Annotated in this window: 19 protein-coding genes and 1 pseudogene; 10 read left to right on the top strand and 10 right to left on the bottom strand. The window is 35.0% G+C overall.

The window, feature by feature from the left end:
- Position 1: 1 nt before the first annotated feature.
- Positions 2–946 carry a helix-turn-helix transcriptional regulator gene (locus C9J29_RS19475; RefSeq protein WP_107922638.1) on the bottom strand — a complete coding sequence of 315 codons (945 nt, stop codon included), beginning with the start codon at positions 944–946 and terminating at the stop codon, positions 2–4.
- Between the two features lie 100 nt (positions 947–1,046).
- On the opposite strand from C9J29_RS19475, the gene C9J29_RS19470 reads away from it, so the two are divergent.
- Positions 1,047–1,577 carry a dihydrofolate reductase family protein gene (locus C9J29_RS19470; RefSeq protein WP_107922637.1) on the top strand — a complete coding sequence of 177 codons (531 nt, stop codon included), beginning with the start codon at positions 1,047–1,049 and terminating at the stop codon, positions 1,575–1,577.
- 105 nt (positions 1,578–1,682) lie between these two features.
- On the opposite strand, the gene C9J29_RS19465 is transcribed toward C9J29_RS19470, so the two are convergent.
- Positions 1,683–2,705: a serine hydrolase domain-containing protein gene (locus C9J29_RS19465; RefSeq protein WP_174804755.1), complete on the bottom strand. Its 1,023-nt coding sequence runs from the start codon at positions 2,703–2,705 to the stop codon at positions 1,683–1,685.
- A 60-nt stretch (positions 2,706–2,765) separates the two neighbouring features.
- Positions 2,766–3,518, bottom strand: coding sequence for a class I SAM-dependent methyltransferase (locus C9J29_RS19460; RefSeq protein WP_089987000.1), 753 nt, complete (start codon positions 3,516–3,518; stop codon positions 2,766–2,768).
- Positions 3,519–3,601: 83 nt separating this feature from the next.
- On the opposite strand from C9J29_RS19460, the gene C9J29_RS19455 reads away from it, so the two are divergent.
- Positions 3,602–4,147, top strand: a complete 546-nt coding sequence (locus C9J29_RS19455; RefSeq protein WP_090002730.1) for an AAA family ATPase — start codon at positions 3,602–3,604, stop codon at positions 4,145–4,147.
- Positions 4,148–4,164: 17 nt separating this feature from the next.
- On the opposite strand, the gene ku is transcribed toward C9J29_RS19455, so the two are convergent.
- On the bottom strand, positions 4,165–4,986 hold the full coding sequence (gene ku, locus C9J29_RS19450; RefSeq protein ID WP_089987002.1) for a non-homologous end joining protein Ku: 822 nt from the start codon (positions 4,984–4,986) through the stop codon (positions 4,165–4,167).
- 108 nt (positions 4,987–5,094) lie between these two features.
- Between ku and C9J29_RS19445 the strand changes: the two genes are divergently transcribed.
- Positions 5,095–6,912, top strand: coding sequence for a DNA ligase D (locus C9J29_RS19445; RefSeq protein WP_107922636.1), 1,818 nt, complete (start codon positions 5,095–5,097; stop codon positions 6,910–6,912).
- 69 nt (positions 6,913–6,981) lie between these two features.
- Here C9J29_RS19445 and C9J29_RS19440 read toward each other — a convergent pair whose 3' ends face one another.
- Complete coding sequence (locus C9J29_RS19440) at positions 6,982–7,944, bottom strand: MBL fold metallo-hydrolase (protein ID WP_107922635.1); 963 nt, start codon at positions 7,942–7,944, stop codon at positions 6,982–6,984.
- A gap of 136 nt (positions 7,945–8,080) precedes the next feature.
- Here C9J29_RS19440 and C9J29_RS19435 point away from each other — a divergent pair, with 136 nt between their 5' ends.
- The 3 genes from C9J29_RS19435 to C9J29_RS19425 all read left to right on the top strand — a co-directional run bounded on the left by C9J29_RS19435 (position 8,081) and on the right by C9J29_RS19425 (position 10,924).
- Complete coding sequence (locus tag C9J29_RS19435) at positions 8,081–9,556, top strand: methyl-accepting chemotaxis protein (RefSeq protein WP_107922634.1); 1,476 nt, start codon at positions 8,081–8,083, stop codon at positions 9,554–9,556.
- A 188-nt stretch (positions 9,557–9,744) separates the two neighbouring features.
- Complete coding sequence (locus C9J29_RS19430; RefSeq protein ID WP_089987006.1) at positions 9,745–10,218, top strand: GNAT family N-acetyltransferase; 474 nt, start codon at positions 9,745–9,747, stop codon at positions 10,216–10,218.
- A gap of 46 nt (positions 10,219–10,264) precedes the next feature.
- On the top strand, positions 10,265–10,924 hold the full coding sequence (locus C9J29_RS19425; protein WP_089987007.1) for a hypothetical protein: 660 nt from the start codon (positions 10,265–10,267) through the stop codon (positions 10,922–10,924).
- Positions 10,925–11,112: 188 nt separating this feature from the next.
- Here the strand turns inward: C9J29_RS19425 and C9J29_RS19420 are convergent, their stop codons facing one another.
- Positions 11,113–11,766, bottom strand: a complete 654-nt coding sequence (locus C9J29_RS19420; protein WP_107922633.1) for a hypothetical protein — start codon at positions 11,764–11,766, stop codon at positions 11,113–11,115.
- A gap of 523 nt (positions 11,767–12,289) precedes the next feature.
- Between C9J29_RS19420 and C9J29_RS19415 the strand changes: the two genes are divergently transcribed.
- Together C9J29_RS19415 and C9J29_RS19410 are read left to right on the top strand one after the other, a co-directional pair.
- On the top strand, positions 12,290–12,838 hold the full coding sequence (locus tag C9J29_RS19415; protein WP_107922632.1) for a hypothetical protein: 549 nt from the start codon (positions 12,290–12,292) through the stop codon (positions 12,836–12,838).
- A gap of 223 nt (positions 12,839–13,061) precedes the next feature.
- Positions 13,062–13,748 carry a YetF domain-containing protein gene (locus tag C9J29_RS19410; RefSeq protein ID WP_107922631.1) on the top strand — a complete coding sequence of 229 codons (687 nt, stop codon included), beginning with the start codon at positions 13,062–13,064 and terminating at the stop codon, positions 13,746–13,748.
- 253 nt (positions 13,749–14,001) lie between these two features.
- On the opposite strand, the gene C9J29_RS19405 is transcribed toward C9J29_RS19410, so the two are convergent.
- The gene (locus C9J29_RS19405) at positions 14,002–14,391 is read right to left on the bottom strand and encodes a spore coat protein (RefSeq protein WP_089987010.1); all 390 of its coding nucleotides are present in this window, start codon (positions 14,389–14,391) and stop codon (positions 14,002–14,004) included.
- A gap of 1,070 nt (positions 14,392–15,461) precedes the next feature.
- Here C9J29_RS19405 and C9J29_RS24790 point away from each other — a divergent pair.
- Positions 15,462–15,692 carry a LuxR C-terminal-related transcriptional regulator gene (locus tag C9J29_RS24790; RefSeq protein WP_008178632.1) on the top strand — a complete coding sequence of 77 codons (231 nt, stop codon included), beginning with the start codon at positions 15,462–15,464 and terminating at the stop codon, positions 15,690–15,692.
- Between the two features lie 232 nt (positions 15,693–15,924).
- Here C9J29_RS24790 and C9J29_RS19390 read toward each other — a convergent pair whose 3' ends face one another.
- The 3 genes from C9J29_RS19390 to C9J29_RS24515 all read right to left on the bottom strand — a co-directional run bounded on the left by C9J29_RS19390 (position 15,925) and on the right by C9J29_RS24515 (position 20,066).
- On the bottom strand, positions 15,925–16,953 hold the full coding sequence (locus tag C9J29_RS19390) for an alpha/beta fold hydrolase (protein WP_008178634.1): 1,029 nt from the start codon (positions 16,951–16,953) through the stop codon (positions 15,925–15,927).
- Positions 16,954–17,832: 879 nt separating this feature from the next.
- Complete coding sequence (locus C9J29_RS19385) at positions 17,833–19,062, bottom strand: type I restriction endonuclease (protein WP_107922648.1); 1,230 nt, start codon at positions 19,060–19,062, stop codon at positions 17,833–17,835.
- Positions 19,063–19,421: 359 nt separating this feature from the next.
- Positions 19,422–20,066, bottom strand: a complete 645-nt coding sequence (locus C9J29_RS24515; RefSeq protein WP_089987011.1) for an SHOCT domain-containing protein — start codon at positions 20,064–20,066, stop codon at positions 19,422–19,424.
- A 1,011-nt stretch (positions 20,067–21,077) separates the two neighbouring features.
- Here C9J29_RS24515 and C9J29_RS25185 point away from each other — a divergent pair.
- Positions 21,078–21,188: pseudogene (locus tag C9J29_RS25185) on the top strand (hypothetical protein); the annotation flags it as partial.
- Position 21,189: the final 1 nt, after the last annotated feature.

Here is a 21,189-nt window from a genome sequence, read left to right as displayed (position 1 = left end):
ATTAGCTGTCCAGAGGGTATGTCGCTAATATGGTTTGCGCATGTTTCCGCAAAAGCTGAATTAATTCAAGCGGCTCTTGGACAATCGCATCCGGACCTAGGCGATAAAAAAAGGAGCTAATAAAGTGAATCTCTCCTTGATCAATCATCATATCGATATAGCCAGTTCCATTGCTATTAGTAACCAATACCTTCTCAAAGTTTGGCTCACTTCTGCACTGTCTTACACCTTCTCTAGTTAATTCAACATGTAAGCGTATAGGCTGCTGAGGTTCATGGGGACTCTCTAGCCATTGTTGTAAATGAACAGTTGTCTCATAGCCTTTATCGCTTACATGCATTGAATGAATGCGATCGACTCGAAATAGAAGGGTTTTTTCTGTTTGTAAATGAATGGCAGGCATATACCATAAGCCGTCATGCGCATACACCCCAATGGGATGGACATGCTTAGTTGTGATGCCTGATTTTGATTCATATTGAATGTCTAATTGTGAATGGTTAATAATCGCTTCTAATACATCTGATAATAGTGGTGTAGATATAGCGCGTTTAGGGTTCCAAAAGGCTATATAGGATTGCAAACTACCTACCTTTTTTTGAGCCTCCTTCTGCAAGGATTCGTATAGTTTTTGTGACACGGACTTCATTTCCGTATTAAAAGGTAAATCACGATAATAGTGCAACGATTGGAACGCAAAGAAAATAGCGACCGCTTCTTCCTCTGTAAATAAAATAGGGGGAAGGATTGTACTTGAAAGCACTGTATATCCACCATTTCTTCCTTGCTCCGCATAAATTGGTAGCCCCATATCACTTAAATCTAACAGATAGCGATGTACAGTTCGTACCGAAATGTTGAAGGCATCGGCAATTTCCTGGGCTGTAAATTGCTTTTTAGCGCTGACAAATAACAAAATATCAATTAATCGTTTAGCCTTGGACATATTTTTTCACCTTTTTAATTAAACATGTCAATAGTTGTCATGTTTTATGTTTAGTATAGACGTTGTACAAAAGATTTTCAAAAGAAGAGGAGCTGACATAATGTCACGAGAAATAGTGGTATTTATCGGAATAAGTTTAGATGGGTTTATAGCGAAAGAAAATGGTGACTTACAGTGGCTGGAAGAAACAGAGGGAGAAGGGGATAATGGCTATACGGATATGTATCAAACAATTGATACAGTTATAATGGGAAAACGAACATATGATTATATCATGGAACATAATGATACATTCCCATACCCTGATAAGAAATGTTATGTGTTCAGCGAATCTCAAACGGGAAAAGTTGAGCATGTGGAGTTTGTTCAAGGGGATTTGGTGGCATTTACTAAGAATTTAACACAACAACCAGGCACAAAAATTTGGATGGTCGGTGGTGCTGATATATTGGATGCTTTTTTACAGGAGCAGTTGGTTGATGAATGGATCATCACCATTACCCCACATTTATTAGGGGCAGGTATTCCATTATTTAAACAGCCCCGACCTTTTGAAGATTTAAAACTGCTTGAGATAAAGCGATACGGTCAAATGGTTCAAATGCATTACAAGGTGAAGAAAGAAGCGTAAGATACTATGGATTAAAAGGAAAGGATAGATGATGAAAATCTATCCTTTTTTTCATGGGATCATTTATATAAATGTAAGACATCTTATATAGTCATTCACCTTTCGTTAAACCGACAAGACAAAGGAGCGGTAAATATCACCCATAATTCCTTGCATTTGATGGACACCTGAATCCGTGTTAGACATTACAACAAAGCCTTTTTCTAAATAGGGGTAAGCAACTAGCATGCACTGATAGCCAACACCCCAGCCTAAAGTGGAAATTTCAACTTGTTCACCTTGGCCATCAAGAAATACGCCAAGCCCTACAGATTCATTACAACCTTGTGCATGCATGAGTTCATGCATGGTAGGAGCTGTCAGACCTAGTTTTCCTTTTCCTTTAAATGTTTGCATCATATCGATTAACAACTTAGCCAAATCCGAGGGTGTCGTCCAAATGCCACATGCTGCATAATAAGGATACAACGGGTGGCTTGGTATCGTTCTAGTACCATCCTTATGATGCCCACTTGCTGTATGAGCTATTGGGAGTGAAGATGAAAAAAAGCTGTGATGCATAGCTAATGGTTGAAAAATTAGGTCGTCCATGAGAGAAGAAAAGGGCGTGTTTGTGACTTCCTCAATTAGCAATTGAATGATGCAATAGCCTGCATCAGAATAATGAAATTTTTGATTGGGTTCAAGTGTGCTTACGATTGGACTCTGACAATAAGGCGTTGCACCTTGTAATAAATCCTTCATTGATGGCCATTGAGCCAAAGAATGTAGGGGAGAAAAGCTATCTGCTGGATCAACAATACCAGATTGATGACTTAATAAGCTTCGTACTGTCACTTTTTTTGCCCGCGTATACTCACTCTCTGGCAACTTCCAAGAGAGAAGATTACGATTAATATCCTCATCTAAGTCGATTTTTCCTTGCTCTGCTAGCTTTAGCACTAAAATGCTTGTCAATAATTTACTAATCGAACAGGCATTAAAAATGGTTTCCTCATTTACATAATCCATTGACCCAATTTCTAACACTCCAAGGCACTCAGTTCTTTGAATCTCTCCATGTTTAATAAAAGCAAGACTAAGCCCTGTAATTTGTTTCTGCACCATACGGTCATAAATTGTCAGCATATAATATAGACTCCTAGTTTTTCTTGTATGATAACATGAGGAAGGAATGTATGTTCTTATCTATAGTGAACGTACATGAATAATCATAGAGGGACTTTGTGCATGATATTCATGTTTCTGCCATGTACCATATAGGTGTATCAATTCAAAGCCATTTTGCTGTAATAGTCTCATCATTTCCAGTGGGTATGTATAGCGCAGTAAAATGGAATCCTCGTAGGTTTTTCCACCTTGTTGATGGACGGCATGGCACGTTAAAATTTGCGTGACAGGGTTATATTCCTCACGATGGAAGGTGATTCGTTGTTTACCATTGCTAGTGACCGTTTGTTCCTCATATTCATCAATGACTGAAAGCTCATTTAAAATAGCATTTCTTGTATCGAAGAGAAACTCGCCACCTGGCTGTAAATGCTTTTTAACAGATTGCAATAAGGCGTTTTGACTGTCATTCGTTAAAAAATGTTGAAATGAATTGCCTGTCATATACATAAATTTTGTAGTGATAGGCAGTTGTAGCTGTGTACAATCTTGTACGATAAATTGTACTTCTACATTTTGTTTTTGTGCTTTTTCGATAGCATGCTGAATCATCCCTTCATGAAGGTCAATCCCAAAGACAGGAATTCCATGAGTAGCTAATGGAATAGCAATCCGGCCAGTGCCACAGGCTAATTCAATAATGGGGTCTTTTTTCGTACCAAGATAGCGTTGAATATAGTGATGGTCGTCTTGATAGTTGGCATAGAGAGCGTCATAATCGGATGGATTATTATAAGTCTGTAAATTATTTTCGAAATTGTGTGGCTTCATCTTGTCCTCCTATTTTCTATTATTTAAATCATTGTATAATAAAGGTAAAATTTCTACAAAGATACACGAGAGGTGATGCTACAATGGCAATGGAATTTCCGCAAAAAATACATATTATTGGCTCTGTTGGTAGTGGGAAAACAACATTAGCACGATCATTATCCAAAACTCTTCAGCTTCCTTTTCATGAATTAGACAATGTCGTTTGGATTCGCAAACCATCGGGGGATATGAGAAGGACGGAGCAAGAAAGGCAGGAATATCTACAAAGTATTATCCAAACGGATGGGTGGATTATTGAAGGAATTCATCAAGAGGAATGGGTGACACAAAGCTTCCAGCAAGCGGATTGTATCATCTTTTTGGATACGCCTTATAAAATTCGTACTGCTCGAATTATTAAGAGATTTTTTAAACAAAAAATAGGGATTGAAAAAGCCCATTATGAGCCAACCTTTTCGATTTTTTTTAAAATGTTTCGATGGAATAAACGTTTTGAGAAGGTGGGGAAGCCTAAATTTTTTAGCAATCAGGAAGACATAGTAGGTAAACTAGTAGTCGTTCGGCATAAAAAGGATGTAGAAAATTATTTTCGTCAGTTCCAACCAATAAAAAGCGTATCCCGCTGAATGGATACGCTTCTTGTTTAGGCATTTTTCTTTGTGCGTGTTGTACGCTTTCTTGTCGTAGGCTTTTTCGTTTTATCTAAGGATGCCTGTAGCGCTGTCATTAAATCTGTGACATTGTCAGGAACTGGTCGTTGCTGATCGCTCGTGGCTACCATATTGGTTGCTCTCTTCTCTTCGATTAATTCCAGCAATGCATTCCGGTAGTCATCAGTATATTTCTCTGGGTTAAATGTGGTTGTTAATTGGTCGACAAGCATTAGAGCTGTCTCTAATTCCTTTGGTACAACGTCTTGCTCGCTTGGAATATTCGGGACATCACCAACACTTCTTACTTCATCAGGATAATGAATGGTCTCCATCACGAGGGCATTTTGATACACTCGCACGACCGCAAGCTGTTCTTTTGAACGAATAATGATTTTAGCAATGCCAATTTTACCTGATTGCTCTAACGTTTTGCGCAATAACGAATAGGCTTTAGCACCAGTAGAATCAGGGGATAGGAAATAGGTGCGTTCAAAATATATCGGATCGATTTCCGTTAATTGTACAAAATCGATAATTTCTACGGCTTTCTCTTCATTTTCTTTTCGTAGGTTCTCTAAATCATCTTGATCCAGTACGACAAATTTATTTTTTGTATATTCATATGCTTTTACAATATCCTCATCTTTTACTTCTTGATTGCAGCCTTCGCAAACCTTTTTATAGCTAATTGGTGTATGGCATTCCTTATGGAGCTGTCGCAGTTTAATATCTTTGTTTTCCGTAGCGGCATGAAGCTTTACTGGGATATTGACAAGTCCAAAGGAAATGCTTCCTTTCCATACTGTATGCATATAATTGTCACCTCGTTTTTCTTACTATGATATATTTTGCAGTTTTTTATGTATCGTAAATCGAAATCGTCAAACACTGTAGATAAAAAGCAAGGTAGGTATTGTGTCATGAAACCAATGCTTTTAACAGAAACAAATGACATTCCATTAGGGGATGAGTGGCTTTATGAAACGAAATATGATGGCTTTCGATGCCTCTTACTATGGGATGAACAACCGATGCTTATTAGTAGAAATGGACGCAATTTAAATCATTCTTTTCCTGAAATTATAGAGTATTGTCACCAAATATATGCCTCTGTAAAAGCATTTTTACCACTCACCTTTGATGGGGAGCTAGTGTATTTAAACAATTCATATAAAAGTGAATTTTTAGTTGTTCAACAAAGAGGGAGAATGCAAAATCAAGATGTCATTGCCAAACATGCACAAGCTTTTCCGATGCGGCTTCTAGTGTTTGATGTGTTAACGTTGAAAGGGGAATCATTCAGCAATCGTTATTTAAAAACTCGTAAAGAGCAATTGGCGAGGCTAGCGGCAAAGGTAAAGCTTCCAAATGTAGATTATGAAGACAGAAGTGCCATACAAATTGTGCAGGCTAGTGAGGAAAGTAAGATTTTATGGCAGGCGATCAAGGTCTACAATGGGGAAGGAATGGTTGCAAAGAAGAGAACAAGTAAATGGCTAGATAACACACGTTCAAGCCATTGGTTGAAAATTAAAAACTGGCGTTATGTGTCGGTCATTGTGACGCAATATGATCATAGTAATGGTTATTTTCAAGGCTCGATTTATGATGAAGGACATTTACGAGAGGTCGTTACATTTAAACATGGCATGAAGGAGGAAGAGCATCAAACACTCGTTGCTTTTTTCCAGGCTCAAGGGCAACGTAAGAAAGAATTATGGACGCTAGCGCCCTCTATTTGTGTGGATATTGCCTGCATAGATTTTGATGGTAGTAAGCTCCGCGAGCCAAAATTTCATGCCTTTCGATTGGAATTATCACCATATAGTTGTCAATGGCAGCATATGCAGCGTCAACTGTTTCCTATTCCTGAAACAGTTCCCATTACACATCCCGACAAACCTGTATGGCCAGAAATAGGTGTGACAAAGGATCATTATTTATCGTATCTACAAAGTGTTTCGCCATACTTGTTGCCATTTCTTCAAGATCGACCATTAACAGTAATACGCTATCCACATGGTGTGCCAGGGGAAAGCTTTTATCAAAAGAGTAGACCAGATAAACTACCTAACTTTGTTGCCACTGCGATGATGGATGAGATTGATTATATTGTCTGTAATAATCTTGAAACATTGTTATGGCTGGGCAATCAATTGGCATTAGAATTGCACATTCCATTTCAAACGCGACAAACCATGTATCCGACAGAGATTGTCTTTGATTTAGATCCCCCTTCAACGGACCATTTTTCTTTGGCGATTGCAGGTGCTCTAGATTTAAAAGAAATTATTGATTACTTTCAGCTACAATCATTTGTCAAAACTTCGGGCGGGAAAGGCTTACAGCTCTATATCCCGTTACCTGCAAACAAATTTACCTATGAGGAAGTTCGTGTCTTTACTGAATTTGTTTGTCGTTTTTTATGCCAGCAAAAGCCACATCTATATACGATTGAGCGCTTGAAAAAGAATCGTCATAATAAATTATATTTAGACTATGTGCAGCATGCTGAAGGCAAGACAATTATTGCCCCATACTCCACTCGTGGAAATGAATTAGGCTTAGTCGCAACGCCACTCCATTGGGAAGAGGTTAATGACGACTTAAAACCTTATTACTTTTCGATTCCTGCTGTTATGGAGCGGATGAAGAAAATCAGTAATCCCTTTAAATACTTTCGAGAAGTAGGAGAACAACAGGATTTTCAAGTGGTTTTAGAGCGTTTAAAAGAATAAATTCTCTATATTGAAAGCGACTTTTCATCCATATAAAAAAGGAGATGCCTGAGACATCTCCTTTTACGATTAAAGTGGTACCTGTGCTTTCACTTTTTCTAAATAATCCAATATTCCCATCGATGACACAATGGTATCGAAAGGGATGGTTTGATAGACAGGGTGATTTGGCGGTATATCATTTGCTTGTAAATAGCTAAATAAAAGCTCTTTTAAGCGAGCATCCAAATAGTGAACTTGTTCCTGGAACTGGCTGGATGCTGCTTGTGCTTTACGGCCTTCTTCTAAGAAAAGAGGTGTCCAATAGCGTACTTGACGGTATGCCTCTGGTGGATTTTTATAAGCCCCATAATGACCAAAATATAATTCACTCGCCTGTAGCTTTTCGTACAATTGAATGGAGTTCTCCATCGTTTCAGGATTGTACTGGTTTGGGGAAGTGGAAGGTATGATTAAATCTATTGCTTCACCGTCCATTTCTGGGTAACGTACACCCGTTGTATCCCCCACAAAAAGGCCGTTAGTAGCGGAATAAAGCATAGAAACATGATGCTTGGCATGACCTTCTGTATGATAAAACGTTAAATGATGTTGTCCTAAATGGAGTTGTTGTTCATGGCTTACTTCAATAATTCGTGCTGCATCAATGGGCACAATCGGATCAAAAAGACGGTCAAATTCGGTCCCATAAACGCCTTTCGCGCTGGAAATAAGCCTGCTCGGATCAATCATATGTGCCGATCCTCTTGGGTGAACGACTAATTTTGCATGAGGACAGTTTTGTAAAAATAATCCTGCACCACCAGCATGGTCCAAATGAATATGTGTCACAATGACATAATGAATATCCTCTAAAGCAATATTTAATTCCTTCAATCCTTCCATAATGTATGGAACGGATGGACTAGCAGACGTTTCGATTAAGGTTATTTTTTCATCAATTAATAGATAGGAGCTTGTTCGCTGTTCCCTATTTAAATCATGTGTATCAATACAATAAAAATTTGCGGCGATTTGTTGGACTCTACTCAAATGAATTTCCCCCTTTAATTTCGAAAATGTGAAACATATGCTCTAAAAGTCAAATTTTAGCTACAAAAAGTAGTAGTTATACTATATAATAATAGAAAATTAAACTGAATGTCCATTCATTTTTAGGGGGAGCGTTATGAAGAACAAAATTCGTTATGATACAAGGAAGGTGCACCGAGTTAATTTGGCAATAATATCGATTTTAGCCATTCTAATTTGTGGACCTATGATCCTATCAAAAGGAATACTATTTTTATTTGTCGGACTAGCTGTCATCGCTTTAGCGGTGTGTAATTATTTCTTGCCGATTAAAACTTATGTGAAGGGATTTATCTTTGGTCTTATTCCATCAAGCGTAGTGTTTACATTATTTTTACTAGATAGTTTTTCATTGAATAAACATTATATTTTGCTGTGCACAATTGCTATTATTGCCCTTTATTTTAAAAAGGAATTAATCGTGTTTTTTGGAATACTGACTAATATTAGTTTTATCATTTTATATTTGGTCAACTCGTCATCTTTGTTAGGTCCGTTTGACGACATCATTGTTTTCGTCACACTTCTAGCGATTATGAACGGCGTCATTATTGCTTTTTATTTATTAGCTAAATGGGGCAATGAGCTAATTAAACATGCAGAAATTCAGCAAAATGAAGTCCAAGCTTCCTTCAATCAATTACAAAATATATTTCGGGAAATAGAGAAAAGTAGCCAGGCATTGGACGAGCATGTGACACAATTCCAACAAACAATGCAAAGTATTTCAAGCTCTAGTAAACAAATATTGGTAGCGACTGAGGATATTTCTGCAAGTATTCAGCAAGAGGCTTCTAGCTTGCATATGATTCATGGCACTATGAGTGATTCTGTTCATTTTGTAAATGAAACTTTGACGATTTCAAAGGACACAGTGGTGAAATCTACTGAACTTCAACAAGAGGTTTTAGCAGGATGGGCTAAAATGCAAGACGCAATGGCTCAAATGGGCGTGATGAGTCATGCGATGAGTTCAACCGCAGAAACTGTCAACGAGCTTCAAAATAGTTTACAAACAGTGGATAGCTTGTTGCAGGGTATCACACATATTGCACAGCAGACAAATTTATTGGCACTAAATGCAGCGATTGAAGCAGCTAGGGCTGGGGAGCATGGGAAGGGGTTTGCTATTGTAGCGGAAGAAGTGCGAAAGCTAGCAGAGGAAAGTGCAGCCATTACAGTCAGTATTACGAATGTGACGAAAACCTTATTTGAGAAATCGACGGAGGCTCATCAACGTTCTGATGATGGTGAAAAAGCATTGCAGCACGGGGAACAGCTTTTACAGGATGTCAGTCATTTCTTTAATATTTTAAAGGATTCATTTACGCAAACGAATACAGATTTGACGAGAGGCATGCACGAATTAAGCAGTGCCATCTCACAGTTTGAGGCAATTCAAATGCAAATTGAAAGGCTGAATAAAATGACAGAGCAAAATGCCACATCAACAGGTGATATATTGCTTTCTGTGGAGGACGAAAATCACCTCTTAGTGAAGATGTCGGATACGACAAATCGCATACAGACTTTAAGTCATACATTAAAATCATTGGTTATGGCAAAGATTTGAGGCAAATATTGAAATTGAAATAATTGGTAGGGTAAAATAACAGTATGATTAAACATCTTAGATCGAGGGTATAGTGTTGTTATTCATCTGAGATATCCGAATGACAAATTAAACTCATATGCATTGGTAGCGTGTTCTCTATAATGCTGACCAATTTAAAGGTGAAGTTGAAAGGGAGGAAGGATACCATGAATATTCGTAGTTTACAGAGTGCAGATTATTATACGTTATCGCCAGTGATTAATGAGTGGTGGGGCGGAAGGAATATGTCAGATAAACTGCCTAAATTATTTTTCGATCACTTTACGAACACAAGCCTCATTATGGAAAAGGATGGCGAGATTATTGGTTTTCTTGTCGGCTTTTTATCGCAATCCAACACAAATGAAGCGTTCATTCATTTTGTAGGGGTTCACCCTGATTACAGAAAACAGAATATTGCAAAAAGGTTGTATGATGTATTTTTCCATGTGGTGAAACAGTATCATCGTAATATCGTTAAGTGTGTGACATCACCTATAAACGAAGTGTCCATTGCCTTTCACACAAATATGGGGTTCAGAATGGAGAAAGGTGACAAGGTGATGGAAAATATGTCAATCCATAGTGGTTATGGCGGCGAAAATCAAGACCGTGTGTTATTTTATAAAATTCTACAGTAATTTACGGTACTGAACTTGCATATAGTCCCGAATAAGGGGGCTATAAATGTTTATCAAAAAACTATTTACCTTATGGTTTCTTCTTGCCATCATCGTTTGTGGTGGCTTTTTCTTTTTTGCAAATATACCTATTCAATATGCGGAGAAATCAAATGTTTCTCTATCGCAACCTACTAACGATGAACTAATAGATTATATGCAGCACTACCAATTTCTAATGAGTGATATTGCTATGGCCCTGCAAAAAGAATCTTATATCTTTTATGTAGATTATGGTGTACTGCCGAATAGAAAAATAGAGCTCCTTGTGTCAACACCTGAAAAGATAGATCAGTTGTCCAAACAAAAAATAGAGGAAATGATGCTTGAATGTATTCAAAAAAATGATTTAAATCCAATATCGTTTCAAATGACAATTAAAAATCTTTATGATCCTGTGACCATGAACTCGACCAGACTTAGCTATAATGATGTTATGGCTCATTTATTTGAAGCGATGACTGCACAACAAGTTGGTTCCTTTAGCATCGATTACACGATTTCATCAGAAATTGTCCACATCATCATCAATTTAACAGAAGAGAAAGATGATGTGATACAAAAGAAAGCTCGACAAGTAGCCGAAGATATCATCAAGCTTCATCAGCTTGATGTACAGCAATTCCATATAGAAATACAAAATAAAATGTTTGCGTACGATAAATGAATAAAGAAATGCCAGATTTCGAGCGCTCATTTTTAAATGCTGAGCAGACCATTATGGTTTTGCTCTTTTTTTGTAGAAAGAAAAGGGAAAAAGAATGAGTAAATATCTTTTTATTAAATAATTGCGCCCGATTGTTGAAATCAAGTCGGTGATTTGTCTTTTGCATGTTAAAGTAAAGCACCTGTTCGTTAAACAATTACTGTATTATCTTTCTTCTTTAATGTCCCTATCCAAATATCTCCTTTGTCGAGACTATATTGCAGGAAACCCCCAAATTCATTTTCAAATTTTATGGTTTCATAGGCTTTTCCCTTAATTTTTGACATTTCTTTTTCAGTTAAACCTCCTTCTTCTAACCATTCATTCAATTCGTTTTCATCGTAATAATCAGTCTCAATGTGCAAATCCCATTGGAATTCTTCTAACTTATCCCTCAAGGAATGAAATTTATTGAAAGGGAATTCCTTGTTTTCTTCCCTTATTTTGAAGGCTTTATTATAGCAATCAAAACAATCTCTATATGCAACGACTATCTGTGAATTGATAAAATTAGGGTCATAAAGCCAGATTTTTAAATAAAATTCTTCATTTTCATCCATCATTTTTTGATGCCACTCCAAGTAAACTTCAATCATTGCATCAAGTAAAAGTTGATTATACCAATTGGGAGGGTTTTTTCGTACCCATGCATAAAAGGGATGAATCCATAATTTTTCGTATTCTCTATGGTAATTCCTTAAATAGTGAATATCTAAATTTATTGCGTTTTGCTTCCATCTTTCAATTTTTCTCTTCTGTCTTTTCCAACCTCGTATTTTCTTCTTTTTTGAGTAATAGAACACTTGTACACTTCCTTTGGTAGCTTATATAACTCAATAATATTTTAACTTCTTGTTGAACTAAAACCTGCTTCTTTAGTTTAATTGAAAATCTTAACAGTTTCTTTCCTCCATAACGATTCCTTTAAATGTGTTACTCAAGAAAATGGCCTGATTGTAGAATAAGAAAAGATCCTGCATATCAAATTGATTACTTGTTTTTTATAGCATTCTTAATTAATGAAATTCTGAGGAATACATTCACGAACACCAGAATTTCTCAATGAGTTAAATAAAAATGATTAATAGAAATATTCTTAAGAGTCGGTTTCAGTATGACTACTAAAGAAAGATACGTTGAATATATGATTTTACTATTTATTAACGAATGGTCATCTTGAATGAAAGGTCGAAGGAATCTAACTGATTTGTACACAGATACTAGTGATCGATGAAAAGTGTTTTCTATATTAATAAATGTTTTTTTGTAATAGTTATAGTGAAATCCCTTCATATTCTGTATATTTGTGTATGAGGAGGAGATTTAATGGCTAGAAAATGGATGTTACCATTACTTTTATTACTAGGTGCTTTAATGGCTGCATGTAGTGAGGATCAAAAAAAAGCTGGGGACGTGGAAGTAACCATTCCCGCTTTATTTTTCGAAGGACAGGACATTGATTCTGTTATTTCTAAGGCAAAAAATAGTGGGATTAAAGAAATCATTAAAAATGATGATGGTTCTTTAACTTATAAAATGGCTAAACCAGAGCACGAAGAAATGATGAAAGGCTTAAAAGAAGGTATTTTAGCAAATGTAGACAAGATTAAAGCTAGTGATGATTTCAAATCTGTCAAAGATATTACATATAACAAATCCTTTTCAGAATTCACTGTATCTGTAAACAAAAAAGAGTTTGAAAGTAGTCTTGATACAATGGCATCAGTCGGGCTTGCTTTAACGGGTATGTACTATCAATTATTTAATGGTGCAGACGTGGAGAATTACAAAGTGACAGTAATTTTTAATGACGAATCAAGTGGAGAAGTGATTAATACCATGGTTTATCCAGATGTTTTAAACGAGAAGAAATAATGAAAGTACACCTGCATAAATGTTCTTTCATATTGTTGACGAAAGCCGTTGAGAAGTTCATTCTCGATGGCTTTTGTCATTTAAAATTTATTTGATCGTCGTACAAAATGCAAATTCTCAAAAATTTAGCATAAGAAGATGTTTCATGTCCATTCTAATAGTCAACAGAGATTTAAGGAGTTGAATAAAGTATGGACCATTTTTTTCATTAAATTTTTGGGAAATGACACTTAGAACCATATTATCCTTTTTAGCACTACTAATATTGGCCAGAATCCTTGGGAAGAAACAACTTGGTCAACTCACTTTTTTTCATTATATAACAGGGATTTCCATTGGTTCTATTGCATCTCAAATCGCTGCAGTCGCCGAAACACCCTTTTTAGATGGACTAATATCGTTAATATGGTGGTGTTTTTTAACATTTATAATAACCATCATTACATTAAAATCTAAAAAAGCACGTGTACTCTTTGATGATAAACCGACTATTGTCATTCAAAATGGTCTAATTTTAGAATCTGCTTTAAAGAAAAACCGTTTGCATATGGACGAACTAACAATGATGTTAAGGGAGCAAGCTGTTTTTTCTGTACAAGACATACAATTTGCAATACTTGAAACAGATGGCAAGCTTAGTGTTTTACACAAAACACCAGTTCAATCAGCTACAAAGCAAGATGTTAAAGCAGACGTTACACCTCCAATATATTTGCCAACAGAGGTCATCTCAGATGGTCAACTTATTGTCGAAAATTTGGTGGAACTTGAATTAACAGAAGACTGGCTTAATAAGAAGTTGAAAAAGCAAAATGTCCAGAACATAAAAGATGTGTATTTTGCACAAGTTCAAACAAATGGATCATTATATATCAGTCTTAAAGAAAAAAATAATCAATCAATTCCTTAACATTCTGTATCACTGTATGTATTCACTCTATACCAACAGTTAAAAGTCATATCCTAACATTGAAAATGATTGTTTGAGGTGTGTTCGCCTGAGGATATAAAGAGGATTTTAGTATGCATTACACGTGATAGTTCTAGTCATAGAGCATGTATAGATTTAAAGTATTGAGCCATCTCTAAAAAGAAGAGATGGCTTAAGGTTTTTTTGAGTGAGCAAAATCAAAGAAAAATGTTACTGAATGTTGGATTTTTTATTAATTAATGAAGTCTTGTGGAACACATTCACGAACGCCAGAATTTCTTAATGAGTTAAATAAAGCTGCGCTGATTCTTAAAATAACATTGTTATCAGTACCATTTTCTAAATCATAGATGACAAAGTATGAATTATCGACTGTAAAAATACATTTTCGTTCTAATGTAAATCCAGGTGGTACAGGAGGAAGATTAAAACGTGGTACAACTACAGGTGTATCTCCTTCATCTCTGATAAAATTGAAAGTTTGTTGGTCAATCTCATAGATATTAACTGGATCAATCTCCACACCTTGATCTGGAATTGTAATTTCATCTTCAACTAATAGGAAAAAGCGTTCATTTCTAAAGTTGAAAAGACTTCTCGCTCCAATTTCAAATGATGCCATTTTATATTCACCTCCTTTTCTAATTAATATTTTATTCATATCGAATACAGATGATTGGACAATTAGTAAGGTGGAGTGAAGATATAGTAAAAATTATTACTTCAATACTTATAATTAGCCATGTTGTATCTGGACCGAAGTCAATTCTATAGGGCACTTTTGAGTAAAGAAACTAAAAAAGGTCACTTGGGATATAAGTGACCATTAGTAAAAAGATTCGGATGTGTAAGGCTAAATTAGCTTCACATTACTATTAATATGTCAAGATAGCTGTATATTTATAGTGAATTGCCGTGAAATAAATTTAAAAATAAAAAAAGCTGTAGCATCACACGCTACAGTAAACTAATGAACAATATGAGTAAAGAAACTAAAAAAGGGTCACTGAGTGTGAGTGACCCTAAGTAACAATTCAGGAGGTTCTTGTTAAACTTGTTTAGCTTAACACTACTATTTATATGCTTAAATAATATGGGTTTTATAGTTAATTGCCTTTGGAATAGAAAAAGAGCGGTTAAAATATACCTCTAAAAAACTCAGAAAATCCCATATTGATTGGGATAGCCTAAATAAAGAATTCTAGCAGGGCAATTGGACCAAGTAAAAAATTATAAAACTTCTTAGGCAAAATATTTCCCAATAGAATTTTATAAATTACTGCACATCCTATCATTACAACAGGTAGCAATAACATCGGTGGAATGAAATATAGCAGATATCTACCAAGTGATAATCCTGTAAACATGTCCATTTATTTACCTTATTATGTATTTCGTGTAAATTATAACATGAAAAAGCCGCAGCGTTTGCATACGCTACAGCTCGAATTGGTATATGCCCTTTGAATAATGGCTTAGTCATTAGCATTATAACACAAATTAGGAGGGCAAACCTATGTTAAAAAAAGAACAATAACGATTACACCAGATGCATTAGATTCAATGATTACAGAATACATGGTTAACGCCATCAAAGAAATGTGATCAGAAATGGTTATAGGGGCAAAAACGGCATAGTATGGTATCGAGGCTACACTACCAAAGGCAGCAGGTGGCGTAGGCGATCCGATTATGCAAGATGCTATTAGACGTTCGAAAAATATAAAGCATGTTGCAGAGTATGAGAAGAAGCTATTAGAGGTACAAATGCTTATTGAACGAGTTACTGGCGACAGAGAGGTTCAAGTACTGAATTGGATGTTAGACGGCGATTCGCAACGTTGGATAGGCCAACATATGGCTTTATCAGCAACGAGTATTAAACGAATTAAGGATAACATTGTAAAACAGATGATTGCTTGATTTGGGGACATGTGCTCCATGAAAGATTTTGTACAGGCGGGTGAAGTAACGGAAACCATTGAAACTTGGTCATTTACGATGAACTACTAAGCAAATGAAATTGTCATTAATATAATTATCGGAAGAAAAATAATCCAATTAAGAGTGTGTGAATAATAAATAGGCATATACGAAAGAAATGCTACAGCACACATGCAAGAAAGCTTGTACATGGTGCCGTAGCATGGAAAAATTATCTACTGTCTTGCTTTACTTCTTCAATAAATACCCTGAGGTTTTCAGCGATTTCTTTTGATTGAGTATGGTGTAAATAATGTGTTCCTTCAAATGTCATCACTTTTCCATGTATAGAATCTTTTACTTGCTCTTCATGTAGTGTTGACCATCCTTCAATCGCTGCACTATTCGGTTGTAAAAAGAAAATAACAGGCAGGTTTTTTGGGAATGTTAAATTTTCAGCTGCTTTAAAATTAGGAGATCTATTTTCTATTTCATTCACAATAGTTGGATTTCTAAAGTTTTTGTAAGAAAGAATTCTCATTTGTTCTTTTGTTTCATCATCAACTGGTAGTGCAGCATATGGGTCAGCACTTAGTTTCATTATCAATCTGCCTAGACCTGATTCTTTGAGTAGTGTAATTACAGAATTAGGTATCGGAGATTCAACAACCTTATCACCATATTGCCTTGGAACACTGCTATCGATCCCGGCAAATGCACTCACTTCGTTTTCATATTTATTCACATAATCTAGTGCGTAAATGCCCGAAATGGAGTGACCCATTAGAATATAGCGGTCAATTTTAAGAATCTGTAAGGCTTCGTGGATTTCACTTACAATATTTTCTGTGCTCCGTTCTTTTTCGGTTATATCACTTAATCCATAACCGAAAGGCTCAATCACTACAACTTTGTAAAATGGCGATAACTCTTCTACTAGCGGCTTAAAATCAAGTGCTGGTGTTCCTGTTCCCAAACCTGGCAGTAGCACGACTGTTTCTGCGCCTTGTCCTTCAATCAAAACATTCATATTTTTCCCATCTACTGTTACAGACTGACCATAAGGTTTTATTTTTGCTGCTTCTAATTTGCTACTGATCTTATCAATCACAAAAACAATGGCTATAAAAACGACAATTATTATAACTATTGCTGCTAAAATTTTAAGTAAAATGATAAGTAATTTTTTCATCTTATTAGCTGGTTTTTTTTCTGTTGTTGTGTCCAATTCCATTTTTTCACCTCTCGTATTTTCACGCATTTCGTCTCCTATCGTTTTGGGCTACCTTTAAGTGCCCTAAGGAAAGCCTAACCGACGAAGATGAACTCACAGTGACGACAAAATGAACTGAGTATGAACAAGTGAAAGATATTGTGTAGTAACTTTTTTGGTAAAAGTTACCGAAATCAAAACGGTGAGGAAGATTTAATTTTATCTAAATAGAAATTATTGTAAGTCGTGAAAAAGGGAATGAATAAATGCACAGAAGGTGACATAAAAAAAATATTAATTTTTCCTTCTATATAAAATGGTAGCTGTCCAAAACTGGGGCACTTTTTTTAGAAAAATCTACATGTACATCAGAAAGTGTCCCAATTAAATACACTTAGTTAGATAGGTAGTACATAAAATTATTTGCCTTGAATTCCTGGTACTCACGAAATAGGGGATACATATGAAATTGATCGCCTGAATGAAATAGGGCATGTGAAAGCTCATGTCAAAAATTTTGCCATTGTTGCTGTGGCGATTGGTTTTTATTAAGGAAAATATAATATCGACCATCAATAAATAAGGCTTGACTCTTATCTGACCAATAAAAAATTTCAAGCCCATTCTAAAGGCTATTTCTTCAAAATTCAGTAGGACAGGGTCCATAATGCCCAAACGAGTGTAAAACTGTTGGACATAGTCTTCAAGGTGAGTATAGTGGAAGTGAATCAACCTCTAATAAGAAATTAAGAACGTAAGTTTTGTTTGAGAGTACAATAAAACCCCACTTTTGGGAAGTGGGGTTACTTGGAGATTAATGCTTGAATAAAAGGTATTTGGTAATTGTTGCAATTAAAGTCTCTTGGTTGTTGGCGAAAGCCTTGAACTCAGCATCGACTTTTTTCAGGTTGTCATATAGGAATTCGACTACTTGATGTTTCTAAAAAACTTCTCTGTGTCTTCAATTTTAGAAATAAGGTTAGGAATGTCTCTAAATGATAGGTTGTTTAGACAACTTTTCAAGAAGTACGTAGTCTCATTATTATTTTTATTAAACCGGGAACCTAATCGGGCGTTAATGAAACCAGTCTCTTTAAGAATAGGGTTTTCATCCAAAAATTTTGCTATTTCGTTTGATTTAACTGTATATAGTTTTATATCTTCCTTTTGATTAACATACTGACCAACTAAATACCCCACAATTGTAGAACCCTGTGTTACAACCGAAGAAATAAAGAAATCACTTAATGGATTACCTTTTTCAACTGAGTATTCTTCAGATGTTAACTTTAGTAATTTTATGTAAGAGTCTGGATTGGGTAATACAATCGTTACTCCCTCAAACTCTTCAAATTTCCCTAGTGAGTCAATTTCATCCTGAGTGAAGTAAACTTTTTTCTCTTCTTTTGTAACATCTTCTATGCTAGTAACAGCAATCTCTTGAGAAGATCGTGATGTATCTATATTAAATTTTTCACTAATTACTTCAGATATTGCCTCTTGAATACTCTTCACTATTAAAGGGCGAGAGGTGTTAATAAACTGTTGAGTTACCTTAAATTTAAACCGTTCTTTAATAACAAATTTGATAAAATCATCATTTGGGGATTCAAAAATTTCTTTTATTACAGATTTAAATGATTGAAAATATATTAACGATTCAGCGAGGATTTTTACTGTTTCTTGATCATATAAATTTTTAGAAAACTTAATCAGATTTTCAAAATCCTCTTCATTATGATTTATAATATTGAAGATAAAAAAGGGCTTAGAATCCATTATATTTGAGTTATTTAAATCAGTAAAAAAGTGATACTCAATTCCATTTGTTAGGATACCTAATTTCACACTAGGGAATGTGCTGAAATATCTACTTAATTGTGGGGCGCTTTTATTAATTTTCATATTGATCGATTTTGCCTCAATAAAAATTCGAGGTTGCCCATTGATTGAAATAGCATAGTCCACTTTTTCATTTTTTTTATGAAAATCAGCTGTGAATTCTGGAGTGACTTCTTGGGGGCTATAGGTATCGTAACCTAACCCTTTAAGCAATGGTAAAACAAGAAATTGTTTTGTAGATTCTTCGTTTTTAATTAGTTCACTATTTTCTGAAATCACGTTGTTTAATAATTCTATAGTTTCTTTTAGATTCATTTGAACACTCTCTCCCTTTGTGTTGAAATAATACAAGTCGCAAACTTCGGAATAAAAATTTCTCATTGGATTAAATCCATTTTTTATATCAGTAGTCAATAATTTTTGCGTAAATATACCTATAATGATGACAAAAAAATAATATAACATAATTAAGTAATTTTCCCAATAAGGGTGCTATAACAGGACATGTTTATGTCATGTCCTGTTAATAGAATGTTCAATTAGCTTTTAAAGCTCAGCTTTATCTTTCAATATCTCTCACAACTTACCTAGCTCTCAAATATTTTTAATAATTTTACTAAATATTTGTAAATGAAATGGAGTATTGATTATTATCTTCCACATGCCATATTGAATTAGCCTAAAATTTTTTTCTTTTCTTCTAAAAATTCTTCTTCAGTTAAAATCCCTTTATCTCGTAAATTCGCAATTTTTTCTAAGTCACTATATGGATCTGCTGAGGTTGATAATTTCTTTTTATCATTAGTCATACGAGGGTTATCTTTGCTATCTTGCATTTGTTTTTGCACAACATCTATAAACTTGTTTAAACGATCATCATTTAAAATATCATCAAATGTTGCACGTAAAGCAGGAGTGAGGATTGTCAATTCTTTTTGAGCAATACCATCAGAGGCAAGTAAAACTCCTTCCATATATTTATAGTTAAATGGTGTATATAATTGGAGATTACCAATTTTTGTAACAAAAACCACTCGCATATTTGTTGCTATCAAAAGACCTTTTTTTTCTAAATTTCCAAAATCGTATTCAGCTGGTAAAGAGGAGAGTACAATTTCATTGGCCAATTGCACAGTGTTTTCGAAATAATCGATTGCTGGCTTATAAAAGGTGTACTTCATCCCTCTATATAAACTAGTCCCCACATATTTCTCTCGCTGTTGGATATCCTCTTGTTTTGTACGTTCTTTTGCATCTATAACAGCTTGTCTTTCTGGAGTATTTTCAAATGTCCCCATTATTTTTTTGAAAAAGCTCATTTTGTCACCTCGTATTTATTTTCCTGAAATGATTAGGTAAAAGAATAGTATATAAACATAAATAAGTAAATTTCCCAATAGTGGTGCTATTAAAAGACATGTTTATAACATGTCCTTTTCATAGTTATTATTATGTTACTTTTAGTTTTAATTATAAATCGATTATTTGTTTCTCTCCAAATAACGATTACAATTCCCCTTTATCCTTCAAAATTCCCACAGCTTACGTAGTTTTTCTAAGTCCTCTTCTTTGATTTCGGTAGCTCCTTGTACCATTTTTCAAGAGTAGGATTGTTTGCGAAAGCCTGGAACTCTGCTTCGTCATTTTCGGTTTGGGTTTCGTCTGTAGAATTTGGTTCTAGGTAACCAGCCTTAACTATTAACTCTTTATAGTCCTAATTGTATGCTTTTGATAAAAGTTTCAGTGTTTCAGGGGTAGGGTTTACATGTTTTCCTGAACGTCTATTAAATCCTTTTTCGATAGTGTCTAAGTATGTATGACTAATACCAATACGTTTACTGGCGTTTCGTAAAGACTCACTACCTCTTAATTCATTCAGTAATTCACCTAGTGTGTTGTTTTCATGTAATCACCACCTGTAATACATACTTTACAATACTTTAAATAATTTATGTATTTAATTTAACTAAAATAAATGTTAATCATTGTTGACAATTAAGTAAACCTTGTATTACACCAAGTGCACAGTAGGTGTTATTCTTGGTTAACAAACTAAGGGATATAAGGATGAAAACAGGGATGTCAGTTTCAGAACTGGCTCGAAGTTAGCATTACAGATTGCTCAAACTTTAAATAAGGATGCAAAAGATATTTTTTTGGTGATTTTGTTATACATAGTTTACAAAGAGGCGTTATTTAAAATTACCTTCTAACAATTCAAAATCCACAAACAATATGAGGGGAGTGCCGTAAAAAGAAGTCATCTATACAGGTGAATTATTTGGGGTAGAATGGAAAATCAAAGTAGATAACATCATTATGATCGTGGATTTTTCAGCGATTTAAAGAGTACCCAAGAGCTTAGTAAACGATACTGGAGTGAGGAATATAATACTTGGGTTTCATTTGTACATGCCTTTCAATGCTGTGGCAGCTACTAAC

Origin of the sequence: Lysinibacillus fusiformis, from assembly GCF_003049525.1 — a bacterium.
GTDB classification, from domain to species: Bacteria; Bacillota; Bacilli; order Bacillales_A; family Planococcaceae; genus Lysinibacillus; species Lysinibacillus fusiformis.
Note: the sequence above shows the minus strand (reverse complement) of the source record. Positions and strands in the feature narration are given on the sequence as shown.

Coding starts and splice junctions, on each gene's coding strand:
- C9J29_RS19475 (WP_107922638.1), bottom strand. CDS start 946: ATGTCCAAGGCTAAACGATTAATTGATATTTTGTTATTTGTCAGCGCT.
- C9J29_RS19470 (WP_107922637.1), top strand. CDS start 1,047: ATGTCACGAGAAATAGTGGTATTTATCGGAATAAGTTTAGATGGGTTT.
- C9J29_RS19465 (WP_174804755.1), bottom strand. CDS start 2,705: ATGCTGACAATTTATGACCGTATGGTGCAGAAACAAATTACAGGGCTT.
- C9J29_RS19460 (WP_089987000.1), bottom strand. CDS start 3,518: ATGAAGCCACACAATTTCGAAAATAATTTACAGACTTATAATAATCCA.
- C9J29_RS19455 (WP_090002730.1), top strand. CDS start 3,602: ATGGCAATGGAATTTCCGCAAAAAATACATATTATTGGCTCTGTTGGT.
- ku (WP_089987002.1), bottom strand. CDS start 4,986: ATGCATACAGTATGGAAAGGAAGCATTTCCTTTGGACTTGTCAATATC.
- C9J29_RS19445 (WP_107922636.1), top strand. CDS start 5,095: ATGAAACCAATGCTTTTAACAGAAACAAATGACATTCCATTAGGGGAT.
- C9J29_RS19435 (WP_107922634.1), top strand. CDS start 8,081: ATGAAGAACAAAATTCGTTATGATACAAGGAAGGTGCACCGAGTTAAT.
- C9J29_RS19430 (WP_089987006.1), top strand. CDS start 9,745: ATGAATATTCGTAGTTTACAGAGTGCAGATTATTATACGTTATCGCCA.
- C9J29_RS19425 (WP_089987007.1), top strand. CDS start 10,265: ATGTTTATCAAAAAACTATTTACCTTATGGTTTCTTCTTGCCATCATC.
- C9J29_RS19415 (WP_107922632.1), top strand. CDS start 12,290: ATGGCTAGAAAATGGATGTTACCATTACTTTTATTACTAGGTGCTTTA.
- C9J29_RS19410 (WP_107922631.1), top strand. CDS start 13,062: ATGACACTTAGAACCATATTATCCTTTTTAGCACTACTAATATTGGCC.
- C9J29_RS19405 (WP_089987010.1), bottom strand. CDS start 14,391: ATGGCATCATTTGAAATTGGAGCGAGAAGTCTTTTCAACTTTAGAAAT.
- C9J29_RS24790 (WP_008178632.1), top strand. CDS start 15,462: ATGCAAGATGCTATTAGACGTTCGAAAAATATAAAGCATGTTGCAGAG.
- C9J29_RS19390 (WP_008178634.1), bottom strand. CDS start 16,953: ATGCGTGAAAATACGAGAGGTGAAAAAATGGAATTGGACACAACAACA.
- C9J29_RS19385 (WP_107922648.1), bottom strand. CDS start 19,062: ATGAATCTAAAAGAAACTATAGAATTATTAAACAACGTGATTTCAGAA.
- C9J29_RS24515 (WP_089987011.1), bottom strand. CDS start 20,066: ATGAGCTTTTTCAAAAAAATAATGGGGACATTTGAAAATACTCCAGAA.